Source organism: Pseudomonas sp. GW456-L12, from assembly GCF_059424045.1.
Window position 1 is genome coordinate 106,973 of sequence record NZ_JBWKZA010000010.1, and the last position, 12,777, is coordinate 119,749.

A 12,777-nucleotide genomic window follows, 5' to 3' on the forward strand; every position below is an offset into this window, starting at 1 on the left:
TTCGATTCTCTTCTAACCAACCGACTCCACTTAGGTTATCGACTCACTGCCCATATCCTCTTCCGAAAGACCAAGGATCTGCCAGATATGGGTTGCTCATCCAGTATACGGAGACGCACTGAATACCAGTCACTGCCATACTGGAGTCCGTCAGAAATCGCCATTCGCGATCGCTCGCACACCCGGTGCGAATGGGGGCAAAACTGGGGGCACAATTAGATTTTTTTCAGGCTATAACCACCATGCTAGAGCCCAGTCAAAATGTTCTTCGGCGACCCCGATAGCCTTTGATCCATACACAAACCGGATCGTCTGCCATAGGCAAAAGGGCCAGTCCTGACTGGCCGCTCGCGAGACTTTTCTGTTTCCGGGCTGACACCGAGCGTTGCAGCTTTGTGCTTGTTCAACCCGCCCGATGCGTTGCCCACCATTAACCAACACCGACGTCCTTGCCAATAGGCCGCGACACGCGGCCGGGTGACGCCAGTCGGCCGGGGCCGGCGCTGGCAGGTGGGCTCAAGCTTGCGGATTGACCAGGAGTTGCGAAGCCCCGTGGCCCTGGTGCCGGACGTCGTGGGTACAGGCGACGAAGTCCTCCTTGCGTAGCACTAGCAGGGCCAGCAGCGACGCGATCCCGGTCGCCACGTAGAAGTACCAGGGCGCGGTGATATCGCCAGTGAGCTTGATCAGCCAGGTGGAAATCAGCGGCGCACTGCCGCCGAACACTGCCACCGGGATGTTGTAGGCCACGGCGATGCCGGTGGAGCGGATACGGGTCGGCAGCAGCTCGCTCATCAGGGCGTAGGTCGAGGACGCATAGAGCCCGAACAGGATCGCCACGGCCATCAGCGGCCAGAACAAGGTGGCCGGGGTCGCATTGGGCGCGGCCTTGAAGAACCAGTACATGGCCAGGGTCGCCAGGGTACCGATCACCATCAGGAACGGCTTGCGCCCGTAGCGATCGGTGAAGGCGCCACCGAAGGGCATGACCACCGCCGCCGAGAGGCTGGCGACAAATACATAGAGCAAGGTGGTGCCGCTGTCGAACTTGAGGGTGTTGGACATATAGGTCGAGGCGAAGGTCAGCACCAGGTAAAAGATCGAGCTATGCAGGGTGATGATGAAGAACACCAAAGCGATCGGGCGCTTCCACTGCCAAACCTCGCGCAGCGGCGCCTTGGAGGTCTGCCCGGCCTGCAGCAAGGCGAGGAATTCCGGGCTGTCCTCCAGTTTCAGGCGGATGTACAGCGAGATGAAGCCCAGGGGACCTGCGATCAGGAACGGGATCCGCCAGCCCCAGTCCTGCATCAGTTCGGCGCCCAGGGCCCAAGTCATACCGTTGGCCACGGCGCCGCCCAGGAGCAGGCCGAGCACAGCGGTGACCATCAGCCAGCAGGTGGCGAATCCCCGGCGCCCTGGGCTGGCGTATTCGGAAATGAAGCTGGTGATGGTGCCGATCTCGCCACCGGCAGAGAAACCCTGCACACAGCGGACCAGCACCAGGATCACCGGCGCGGCGATGCCAATGCTGGCGTAGGTCGGCAACAGGCCCAGCAGGCAGGTGGAGCCGGCCATCATCACCAGTACCGTGATCAGGGTCTTGCGTCGGCCGATCTTGTCGGCCAGGGGGCCGAAGAACAGGCCGCCCAGGGGCCGGATGAAGAAGCTCAGGGCAAAGGCCGCGAAGCTTGCCAGAAGGCTGCTGGTGGGATCGTCGGAAACGAAGAAGGCCTTGCCGATGTACAAGGCCAGGAAACCGTAGACGCCATAGTCGTACCACTCGATCAAGTGGCCGGAAGTGGCGCCGATGAAGGCCCGGCGCCGCTGGCGCTGGGGGTTGGAAGGTGGCACGCCCATCGTGGGGACTCCTGTCGTAGTGCTATCCATGAAATGCCGCGTTTCAGAGGTTGCTCAAGGGCCCGGTGGGGTCCTGCAACCACTGGCGCAAGCGGGTCTTGAGAATCTTGCCATAGCTGTTCTTGGGCAGCTCGGCGCAAAACAGGTACTTCTTCGGCTTTTTAAACGAGGCCATGCGCGCCAGGAACCAATGGTTGAGCGCCTGCGCATCGAGGTTGCCGGGCGAACGCAGGACCACGAAGGCCACCACCGACTCACCCCACTGCGGGTCAGCCTCCCCCACCACACACACTTCGAATACCTCGGGGTGCTGGATCAGCACTTCCTCGACTTCCCGCGGGTAGATGTTGCTGCCGCCGGAGATGATCACATCCTTGCTGCGATCGGTCAGGGTCAGGTAACCCCGCTCATTCAGGAAACCGATGTCACCGGTGAGCAGCCAGCCGTCCACCAGGGCCTCCCGGGAGGCTTGCGGATTGTCCCAGTACCCCTGCATCACCACAGCCCCGCGCACGGCGATTATCCCTCTCTCTCCGACAGCCAGGGGTTGGCCCGCAGTATCCACCACGCGCACCTCAACGCAGGCATGGGCACGCCCTACCGAGGCAGCAATGGTCGGCCAGTCAGCATGGCCGCGGTCGGCAATGGTCTCCCTGGACAGGGCGCTGATGGTCATTGGGCATTCGCCCTGGCCGTAGATCTGCACCAGCCGCGGGCCGAAGGTGTCCAGGGCCTGGGCGAGATCCGCCAGGTACATCGGGCCGCCGCCGTAGACGATGGTCTTGATCCCTTCGCCGCAATAGCCCTGCTGCCGGGCCTGCTGCACCATGCGCTTGAGCATGGTCGGCGCGGCAAACAGGCTGACCTGGCCCAGCGCCTGCGCCAGCTCGAACAATTCCGCCGCCTGGAACCCCTGGGACGTCGGCACCACATGCCGCGCGCCACAGCGCACATGGATGAAGTTGTAGAGGCCGGCACCGTGAGACATCGGCGCGGCATAGACCACTGCGTCATCAGCGGCCACCGGATCCACGTCCAGCGGATAGCACAAGGACATGGCGATCAGGTTGCCATGGGACAACATCACCCCCTTGGGGCGGCCAGTGGTCCCGGAGGTGTAGAACAGCCAGGCCAGGTCGTTGTCCTCCCGCAGGTGCGGCTCCACCAGTTCATCGCCCGGCACCCGGCCTTGCACGGCCAGCCCGGGCGCAGCCAGTTCGCGGCAGCCGGCAGGCAGGGCCACGGTGTCGAAGCTCTGGCCCTCATCGGTGTAGATCAGCCGGGCCCCGGCATTGCCGGCAATCCAGGCGGCTTCCAGTGCATGCAGCTTGCTGTTGATCGGAACCGCCACCGCCCCGCTCCACCAGATGGCGTACAACAGTTCGAGATAACCGCAGCTGTTCTTCAGCAGCAGCGCCACTCGGTCGCCAGGCTCGATGCCGTACTCATGGCGCAGTTGCAGGGCGCGTGCCCTGGCCTGCTCGGCAAACGCCTGGTAGTCGGCGACCTGGCGGCGGCCCTCGAACAGAGCTCCCCGCCGCGGCCAGCGCTGGGCCGCATCGTGCAGCCAATGGGCGATGTTCATCCTCAGACCTTGACCGCTTGCAGGACGCTGGCGTAGTTGGCCACCGCCATGCCGCCCATGTTGAACAGCAAGCCGAACTCGGCACCGGGCACACCCAGGCCGATGGGTTTGCCGATCAGTTGGGCAAAGCCCAGGGCATGCATCGATACCCCGGTGGCCCCCACCGGATGCCCCTTGGCCTTGAGCCCGCCGGACAGGTTCACCGGCAGGCGTCCGCCCTGGCGCACGGTGCCGTCGTCGAGGGCCCGGTGCCCCTCGCCCCTGGGCGCCAGGCCCATGGCTTCGTAGATCAGCAATTCAGCGATGGTGAAGCAGTCGTGTACCTCAGCGAAACTCAGGTCGCCGAGGGTCACGCCGGCCTGGCGCAGGGCCCCGTGGATGGCCCGTCGCGGCCCCTCGAAGGCCAGCATGTCACGGCTCGACAAGGGCAGGAAGTCGTTCACCTGGGTCATGGCACGAATCGCCACCTGACGTCGCATCGAACGGGCGCGCTGGGGCGAGGCCAGGATGATCGCCGCCGCACCGTCACTGATCAACGAGCAGTCGGTCAGGCGCAGTGGCGGTGCGATCAACGGGTTGCCCTGGGAAACGTTGTTGCAATGTTCAAAATCCATCACGCGGTGCATCTGCGCCAGGGGGTTGGCCATGGCATTGGCATGGTTTTTCACCGCGATCATGGCCATTGAGGACAACGGGTTGTGGTAACGGTCGGCGTACTGCTGCGCCACCCGGCCAAAAAGCTGGGCGAAACTCATGCCGGCCTCCTGGAGGGCGTTCTGGTAGCCGGCGCCGGCCAGGGCCCGGGTGACCTCGACGGTGCTGTTGCCGGTCATTTTCTCCGCGCCGACCACCAGTACCAGTTCGGCGGCGCCGCTGCGGATCGCGTTGATCCCGGCCTGGATCGCCGCCGAACCGGAGGCGCAGGCGTTCTCGCAGCGAGTGGCGGGCTTGAAGCGCAGTTGCGGATCGGCCTGGAGCATCAGCGAGGCGGGGAAACCGTCCGCCACCAGGCCGGAGTTGAAGTGCCCGAGAAACAGCGCGTCGATTTGTGCAGCCTCGATCTCAGCGTCTGCCAGGGCCTCGCGGGTAACCTGGACGATCAGGTCCTCGAGGTTCAGGCCGTCCAGACGACCGAAAGGACTATGGGCGGCAGCGACGATGGATACGGAATCGTGAATCATGTGATTTTCTTCTTCCTTGAAGCGGGTATTCCATACAATGATTCAACACCCGAATCACACGCTAGTTGGGGGAACTACGTACGGCAGTAAGTAGTCCCCCGCCCCCCAAAAAAAGGGGCGCGCCGATAAACCCGAGGCAGGATGCCTGATGACCCTACACGCCCAGCAATTCCAGGACCTCGAGCGCCTGGCCTTCCAGGTTTCCCCCGCACCGCAGATGATCACCGGGCATCGCCGGATGCTCGATTGCAACCAGGCCTTCGTACGCCTGTTCGGCTACGAGCGCGAACACTTGCAAGGCCACCTGACCCTGCTGTTGTACCCCTCCCAGGCCGACTACCAGAGCATCGGCGAACGCAGCGAGCACTGGTTGCGCAACGGACCCGGCACCTTCTACTCCGACGAACGCTTCATGCAGCATCGCAACGGCGAGGTGTTCTGGGCCCGCGCCCACGGTTTTTCCCTGACTGCCGAGGATCCGTTCAAGCTGATGGTCTGGCATTTCGAGCGCCTGGACCGCCAACCGGCGCCGATGATCCAGCTGACCCCGCGCGAACGGGAAATCTCGCTGCATATCGTCAATGGCCTGACCTGCAAGGAAGTGGCACGCAAGCTGGGCATTTCCCACCGCACCGTGGAAGTCCACCGCGCCCGGCTGATGAAGAAACTTCAGGCCAAGAACAGCGCAGAACTGGTGTCGAAGATCATCTTCATCAGTTGAGCGCCTGCGCAAGCATGTCGCTGGCACTGATGCGCAGCAGCTGCAATGGCCCGATAGTCGGGCCCTCCACGCTGCCGTCCTCTGCCAGGACCTGGTGGACGGCCCCCATCTTGAAAGCCAAAAAAATCCGATGCCTTGCGACATCGGATTTTCATTGCTTGCCCTCAGCGATCAAGTCAACAGGCTTGACTGTCGAGCATCCGGCACGTCTGCCGGAGGTCTCCTTGACCAAATGCTAGTGGGCGCTCTGCGGGTGGGGCTCCTCCTGGGTCGAGGAGGACAGCTTGCCACCGTTGATCAACGGCCCGTAGCGCCGGCTGAACTCCTGGTTGTAGGGCACGTGGTCCTTGTTGAACCCATTGTCCCAGTTGACCGACCAGGTCATCAGGCCCTTGATCGACAGCCCTTTGGCATCGAGGCGTTTGAACGCATTGGCAACGGCCGCCGGGTTGACCACGTATCCGGTGGCCGCGGCATCGACGTTGGCGGGCAGGCCAATGACGAATTTGTCAGCGGCAATCCTGGTGAAACCGCGAGTACCACTCACCAGGCTTTCGGTCAGGTAATAGAGGAAGTCCTCTTTCATGGCGTCGTTGTTCTGGGCGATCCAGGCCCCTTTGCCGTTGTTGGCCTCCTGAACCCAGAGGCCATCGCCGCCCTGGTTGTAGAACTGCGGCGCGATGAAGTCGTAGTAGCCTTCCAGCGCCTTGAGGTAGTCGACGTATCGACCGGCAGCGGTCAGGTAGGGGAACTCCGGCGCCATGCTGATGATGAAATGCTTGCCCTCGGCAGCATAGTGATCCTTGACCAGCTTCAACGCGGCCGGAAGGACGATCTTGTTGCTGGCAGAGTCAATCGCACTCTGTTCAAGATCGATGTCCAGCCCGTCAAAGCCGTAGGTTTCCACCAGGCGGATGATTTCATTGGCCAGGGGCTGTTCGTGGCCCGGGTTCAACGCGATATGAGCGTCGGCGCCCCCCAGGGACATCAGCACCGCCCTGCCCTGGCTGTTCAGCACGCCCACCTGGCGACGAAACTCGGCATCGGACAGGTTGTACGGTTTGAACGTCGGAATACCACTGCCTTTCATGAACGCCACGGCCACCACGTTGTAGTCCCGGGGCACATCCTCCAGGTTCATATTGGCAAACTGCCCGCGCTGGTAGCCGTCCGAGGGGCCGGCCGGCCAGTTGTGCCAGTAGCCCATGAGGATTTTCTTGCCATCCAGGCTCGGCATCCGCGACGCGGCATCATCCTGCGTCGTTTTCAGTTGGGTAAAGTCAATCTGTGACATGTTCTAATCCTTCAGAACGTTTTAATGATCCGCAGACTTATTTGAAGTCGACGTCGAAGGCCTGATAGAAGGCGTTGCCGGTATTGGCCACGATCCACATCAGGACAATCACGTGACGGCCCTTTTTATTGGCTGGCAGCTTCACTTCGTGATCGACCTTGGCCTTCAGTTCGCCGGCATGGCTGTAGTAAGGCACCTGCGGATAGAAGTCCTCGGCGAAAGGTTGAGCCTCCAGTTGGGCGCGGGTGATGCGCTGTTTCGGGTCCCAGCCGTCCTTGGTGATCAGCCAGCGATAACCACGGGTGGTGTGCGGCGCGGTGTACTGCCAGGTCACCTTGAAGATCTGGCCGGGGTTGACGTTGAGCGTCGGCCAGGTGAAGGCGCGACCGAGCTTCTTGCTCATCTCCTCATCGCTGAAGTTGACGCAGTCCCGGGCATCGGTCTTGCCACCGCTGAGGATGAAGCCATCGGCCGGCGGCACGTCGCTTGGGTTATCCGTGTTGAACGGTGCAGGGAACGGACCCGCGGCCAGGGCCGGGAAGTTCTTGCCGCCTTCCATCTCATTGACCTGCCAACCGCCCAACAGGCCCAGGTCGATCGCGACTGCGCCGCGGGAGGCTGGGGAGGTGACGCGACCGTGGCGAAGCGGTGATTGGGTTTGTGGTTTGTTCATGTTTATTGCTCCATTGATTTAAGAAACTCTCCCTTTCCAAAGGAGAGGTCTTCAAATTAACCGAGCTGGATTTTCTGTCCACGCACCCATTTTTCGTTCCGCATCACGCTGGCAGAGGAATCGCCCGAGAATACTGGATATATAACCAGTACCCCTAGATTTCTCCTACCCAACTTGAAGTAAAAGTCCTACATATCCAGGCGGCACCTGGAAGCTGTACCTCTACCCGCAAGCCTTTGGGGCACTGCGCACCTACCCAGCGAAAATATCCCCACTGCCGAGCAAAATCCGCTGCAGCGCCGGCCCGCGGAGCGGGTATCGTGGAGCAAAACCATCGGCCAGAGGTGCACTGTGGCGTCCTATTCCTTGCGTCAATTGAAGTATTTCGTCACCACCGTCGAATGTGGCAGCGTCGCCGAGGCGTCGCGCAAGCTGTATATCGCCCAGCCGTCGATCTCCACCGCGGTCAAGGGCCTGGAAGACAGCTTCGGCGTGCAGTTGCTGATCCGTCATCACGCCCAGGGCGTGTCCCTGACCCCGGGTGGCGCGCGTTTCTACCGCAAGGCCCAGGAACTGCTGCGCATGGCCCACGAGTTCGAGCAGAACGCCCTGGCCGACAACGATGTGGTGTGCGGACAGATCGATATCGGTTGTTTCGAGACGGTCGCCCCGCTCTACCTGCCACGGCTGATCGCCGGCTTTCGCCAGCGTTTTCCGGGGGTGGAGATCCGCCTGCAGGACGGCGAGCAGCAGGAGCTGGTGCAGGGTTTGACCGGCGGGCGCTTCGACCTGGCGATCTTCTACGAGCACGACCTGGACAGCACCATCGAGACCGAGGCGCTGATGGCGCCGCAACGGCCGTATGCCCTGGTGCCGGCCGGGCACCGTTTTGCCGGACAGGCCCAGGTGTCGCTGCGCGACCTGGTCCTGGAGCCGATGATCCTGCTGGATGTGCAGCCCAGCCGCACCTACTTCGTGAGCATCTTCGAGGAGTTGCAACTGACGCCGAATATCGTCTTCGGCTCGCCGTCGATCGAGATGGTGCGCGGCATGGTCGGCCAGGGGTTCGGCTTTGCCTTGCTGGTGACCAGGCCCCATGGCAACAGCACCTATGACGGCCAGGAAGTGGTCTGTGTGGAGATTGCCGAGGATGTCACCGGCTCGGCGCTGGTGGCCGGCTGGCTGAAACGGGCGCAGCTGACCAAGCCTGCGCAGTTGTTCGTCGATTACTGCAAGGAACAGTTCGCTGCGTGGTTGAAATAGCACCCCAGGTATAACCGAAGCCGGCTTGCCGGCGATGCGGCCAATGCAACCCGCCTATCCAGGGTTGAACAGGTTATGGGCCAGCCCCGGGCTCGCGGCCAATACCCAATCTGCATCTGTAGGAGCGCAGCTTGCTCGCGAAGCGTCGCATCAGGCACACCGCGTTGCCTCTATCGCCAGCAAGCCGGCTCCTACAAAGAGCGGGTGCCCTCCTTTACAAAGCCGGCGGCCATCGACCTCAGCGCGCCGCCCAGGCGTTGAAGCGCTGTTCCAGCTCCTCGCCATGGTCCACCCAGAACTCCGCGTCCACCGCCCGCGCGCCGGCCAGGTTGGCCTCGGCGGTGGGCAGCTGCCGTTGCACCGCCGCCGGCAGCAGCGCCAGCGCGTCACGGTGCACCGGCCCGTAGGGGATCTCCTCGGAGAACACCTTCTGGGTCTGCGGCTGGCTGGCGAAGGCGATGAAGTCTTCGGCCAGCGCCTTGTTCGGCGTGCCCTTGACCACCGCCCAGTACTCCGGGTCGTACAGGCTTTGCGGCCAGACGATGCTCAGCTTCATGCCTTCCTTCTGCGCCGAGGCGATCCGCCCGTTGTAGGCCGCGCTCATCACCACGTCCCCGGCGATCAGCCATTGCGGCGGCTGCGCGCCCGCCTCCCACCACTGGATATTGCCCTTGATCTGATCGAGCTTGGCGAACGCCCGGGTCACGCCCTCGGGAGTGCCCAGCACCTGGTACAGCTGGTCCGGCTTGACCCCGTCGGCGAGCAAGGCGATTTCCAGGGTGTACTTGGCGCCCTTGCGCAAGCCGCGCTTGCCGGGGAAGTCGGCGACGTTCCAGAAGTCCGCCCAGGAGGTCGGCGCCTTGGCCAGCTTGTCCTGGTCGTAGGCCATGACCATCGACCAGACATAGGTGGCCACCCCGCATTCGCTCAGGGTCCCCGGGACGAACTGCGCCGGGTCGCCGAAGCGCGCCGGGTCGAGGCGTTCGAACAAGCCTTCGTCACAGCCACGCAGCAGCTCCGGGCTTTCGACTTCGACCACGTCCCAACTGGTGTGGCCGACATCGACCATGGCCTTGATTTTCGACAGCTCACCGTTGTATTCGCCGGCGACCACGCGTCCTGCGCCGCTGGCGGTGAAAGGTTGGAAGTAGGCCTTGTCCTGGGCCTGCTTGGTGGCACCGCCAAAGGAGATGACGGTGAGGCTCTGCGGTGCGGCCGCAACCGCGGTGCACAACAGGGCCAGGGCAAAGGGAACACAGCAACGCAAGGATCTGGACATGTAGCGGTTCCTCGAATAGGCCGACGCGCCCGCGCGCGCCGGCCGCTTTTGGGCCTACAGACGACCGTATTCGCGGGCGGTCCTGTCTACGGCGGTACGGGTCTTGTCGACCAGTTCATCAATGTCGGCGTGGCTGGCCACCAGGGCTGGGGCCATGATCATCCGGCCCAGGGTCGAGCGGATGATCAGGCCCTCTTCGAAGCCGATGGTGCGGCAACGCCAGGCCATGTCGTTTTCGTTGGCGAAGCGCTTGCGGCTGGCCTTGTCTTCGGCGAACTGCAAGGCGGCGACCAGACCCGCGCCCTGCACTTCGCCAATCAACGGATGGTTGTCGAACACCTCGCGCAGGCAGCGCTGCAGGTACGGCCCGGTCTCGTGCTTGACCCGGCTGACGATGCCTTCGTCGCGCAGGGCCTTGAGGTTGGCGATGGCCACCGCCGCCGCCACCGGGTGGCCGGAATAGGTCAGGCCGTGGGCGAACACCCCGCCCTGCTCCACCAGCACCTCGGCCATGCGCCTGGAGAGGATCAGACCGCCCATGGGGATGTAGCCGCTGGTCAGGCCCTTGGCGATCGACAGGGTGTCGGGCTCGAAGCCGAAATGCTGGTGGGCGAACCACTCGCCGGTACGGCCGAAACCGCCGATCACTTCGTCGGCGCACAACAGCACGTCGTACTGGCGGCAAATGCGCTGGATTTCCGGCCAGTAACTTTCTGGCGGGAAGATCATGCCGCCGGCGCCCTGGAAGGGCTCGGCGACGAAGGCCGCGACATTCTCGGCGCCCAGTTCGAGGATCTTCTCCTCCAGCTGGCGCGCAGCGCGCTGGCCGAACTCGGCCGGGGTCAGGTCGCCTTCGTGGGCGAACCAGTACGGCTCGTCGATGTGCGCCACGTCCGGGATCACCCCGCCCATGTCGTGCATGAACTTCATCCCGCCCAGCGCCGTGGCGCCGAGGGTCGAGCCGTGGTAGCCGTTCCAGCGGCCGATCATGATCTTCTTCTGCGGCTTGCCGAGGATCTGCCAGTAGCGGCGCACGGTGCGGATCAGCACCTCGTTGGCCTCGGAGCCGGAGTTGGTGTAGATCGCGTGGCTGTAGTGCGCGGGCAGCAGGCTGAACAGCAGCTCCGAGAGCTCGACCACCGCCGGGTGGGTGGTGTGGAAGAACATGTTGTAGTACGGCAGCTGCTCGAGCTGCTGGCTGGCGGCCGCGGCCAGGTCCTTGCGGCCGTAGCCGAGGTTGGTGCACCACAGGCCCGACATGCCGTCCAGGTAGCGCTTGCCGTCGTTGTCCCAGAGCGCCAGGCCCTCACCGCGCACGATCACCCGCGGCCCTTCGGCGTTCAGCGCCTTCTGGTCGAGGAACGCATGAATGTGGTGCGCGGCATCCGCGGCCTGGTAGTCGCCGGTGCTGCGCACGGGTTTGATCTGAACGGTCATTGCGAGTCTCCTTGCGGTTTTTTATCGAGAGTGCCGAGCACGCTGGCCAGCGGCTCCGGCTTGAACAGTGGCTTGCCCATCACGCCCTTGATCCACAGCACGGCGATGATCGAGACGATCAGCAGCACGAGACCTGCGTAGGCAAAAATCGAAAAGGTCATCTCCGGGCTGGGCGACACGTTCCAGATCGCAAACAGCATGCCGACGATGCCGAACACCTGCGGCAAGGGGTAGAACGGCGTGCGGAACGGCCGCGCCACCTGCGGGTAACGGCGACGCAGGGCGATGACATTGACGTGGGTGATGATGTAGGCCAGCAGCCAGGCCAGGGCCGCCGAGAGCAGCAGCTGGTTGATCGCATCGGCATGGTCGTGCATCAGCAGCAACGGCAGGCCAGTGACCGCGGCGATGAACAGCACCGCCACCCAGGGCGCGCCGGTGCGCTTGCCCTGGCGCTTGAACACGCCGAAGGCCTGGCCATTGCGAGCCATGCCGAACAGCATGCGCGGGATCGCCGCCAGCGAACTGTTGAGGGTGCTGCAGGTGGCGGTGATCGCGGCGGTCACCAGGAACACCTTGCCCGCCTCGCCGAACACCGTGGTGGCGAACAGGTAATGCGGCAGGCCGTTGCTGGCCAGTTCCGCCTGGGGCACGGTGAGCAAGGCGCCCAGGCCATACAGGCTGATGATCACGAAGATGATGGTCAGGCCGAGCATCATCGAGCCCGGGATATTGCGCTCGGGACGCCGGGTTTCTTCCACCAGCGGGCAGACGAACTCGGCGCCGACGAAGCCCCAGACCGCCATGGCCGTCAGGGCGATCACCCCCAGGCCCAGGGGGTTCCAGTGGGCGCTGTCGAACAGCGTCGGGTTGGGCACGACAATGTCGCTGTTCATCGCGCTCAGGCCCATCACCAGCAAGACCACGGTCATCACCACCGCCAGCACCGTCTGCAGGCGGGCGAAGATGTCGATGTTGAACAGGTTGAGCACGGTGAACAGCGCCAGTACCCCCAGGGCCACGGTCAGCGGCGGCATGGAGTGCGGGTAGACCTTGTCGATGATGAACTCCATCAGCAACAGCTCGGCCGACAAGGCGAACATCGCTACCACGATGTAGCCGGAAAAGGTCGCCAGGATCGCCGGGAACTGGCCGATGGCGACCTCGGTGTAAGTGCTCAGGCTGCCGGCGCGGGGGATCATCAGCGCCAGTTCGGAGAACGAACAGGCATAGCTCAGGGCCAACAGGTAGGCCAGGCCCAGGGGCACGATAAAGCCCAGGCCGGCCATGCCGACGCCTTGCAGCATCAGCACCATCACGCCTTGTGAAACCACCAGGCCGATGGCCACCGCCAACAGCGCGGTGAGGCCGAGTTTCTTGCGACTCGCGGGCGGCGCCAGGGCGCCGGTTTGCACGCTTGCATTGCTGTTCATCGGTTGCTCCGTCTTGTTGTTCTATTTTTTTGAAGATCGGTGCTGCTCTCGGGG

General features: G+C 63.5%; 9 protein-coding genes and 1 pseudogene. 2 read left to right on the plus strand and 8 right to left on the minus strand.

Annotation, left to right across the window (positions count from 1 at the left end):
* Window positions 1-516: 516 nt before the first annotated feature.
* From AC07Y9_RS15335 to AC07Y9_RS15345, 3 genes are read right to left on the minus strand one after another with little or no spacing between them, the layout of a single operon-like run.
* On the minus strand, window positions 517-1,857 hold the full coding sequence (locus AC07Y9_RS15335) for an MFS transporter (RefSeq protein ID WP_102680351.1): 1,341 nt from the start codon (window positions 1,855-1,857) through the stop codon (window positions 517-519).
* A gap of 43 nt (window positions 1,858-1,900) precedes the next feature.
* The gene (locus AC07Y9_RS15340) at window positions 1,901-3,442 is read right to left on the minus strand and encodes a class I adenylate-forming enzyme family protein (protein WP_102680352.1); all 1,542 of its coding nucleotides are present in this window, start codon (window positions 3,440-3,442) and stop codon (window positions 1,901-1,903) included.
* A 2-nt stretch (window positions 3,443-3,444) separates the two neighbouring features.
* Window positions 3,445-4,623, minus strand: a complete 1,179-nt coding sequence (locus AC07Y9_RS15345) for an acetyl-CoA acetyltransferase (protein ID WP_102680353.1) — start codon at window positions 4,621-4,623, stop codon at window positions 3,445-3,447.
* Between the two features lie 148 nt (window positions 4,624-4,771).
* Here AC07Y9_RS15345 and AC07Y9_RS15350 point away from each other — a divergent pair, with 148 nt between their 5' ends.
* Window positions 4,772-5,344, plus strand: a complete 573-nt coding sequence (locus AC07Y9_RS15350) for a LuxR C-terminal-related transcriptional regulator (RefSeq protein WP_007924818.1) — start codon at window positions 4,772-4,774, stop codon at window positions 5,342-5,344.
* 283 nt (window positions 5,345-5,627) lie between these two features.
* Here the strand turns inward: AC07Y9_RS15350 and AC07Y9_RS15355 are convergent.
* Window positions 5,628-6,638: pseudogene (locus AC07Y9_RS15355) on the minus strand (chitinase); the annotation flags it as partial.
* Between the two features lie 37 nt (window positions 6,639-6,675).
* Window positions 6,676-7,311 carry a lytic polysaccharide monooxygenase auxiliary activity family 9 protein gene (locus AC07Y9_RS15360; protein ID WP_007924820.1) on the minus strand — a complete coding sequence of 212 codons (636 nt, stop codon included), beginning with the start codon at window positions 7,309-7,311 and terminating at the stop codon, window positions 6,676-6,678.
* 351 nt (window positions 7,312-7,662) lie between these two features.
* Here AC07Y9_RS15360 and AC07Y9_RS15365 point away from each other — a divergent pair, with 351 nt between their 5' ends.
* Entirely contained in the window at window positions 7,663-8,574 is a 912-nt protein-coding gene (locus tag AC07Y9_RS15365; RefSeq protein WP_007924821.1) for a LysR substrate-binding domain-containing protein, read from the plus strand.
* A gap of 238 nt (window positions 8,575-8,812) precedes the next feature.
* Here AC07Y9_RS15365 and AC07Y9_RS15370 read toward each other — a convergent pair whose 3' ends face one another.
* Genes AC07Y9_RS15370 through AC07Y9_RS15380 form a run of 3 tightly spaced genes read right to left on the minus strand, consistent with a single transcriptional unit; the run spans window position 8,813 to window position 12,723 of the window.
* Window positions 8,813-9,853, minus strand: a complete 1,041-nt coding sequence (locus AC07Y9_RS15370; protein ID WP_062826027.1) for an ABC transporter substrate-binding protein — start codon at window positions 9,851-9,853, stop codon at window positions 8,813-8,815.
* Window positions 9,854-9,907: 54 nt separating this feature from the next.
* Window positions 9,908-11,290 carry an aspartate aminotransferase family protein gene (locus tag AC07Y9_RS15375; protein ID WP_102680355.1) on the minus strand — a complete coding sequence of 461 codons (1,383 nt, stop codon included), beginning with the start codon at window positions 11,288-11,290 and terminating at the stop codon, window positions 9,908-9,910.
* Window positions 11,287-12,723, minus strand: a complete 1,437-nt coding sequence (locus tag AC07Y9_RS15380; RefSeq protein WP_102680356.1) for an APC family permease — start codon at window positions 12,721-12,723, stop codon at window positions 11,287-11,289. Before AC07Y9_RS15380 ends, AC07Y9_RS15375 begins: the two co-directional genes overlap by 4 nt.
* Window positions 12,724-12,777: the final 54 nt, after the last annotated feature.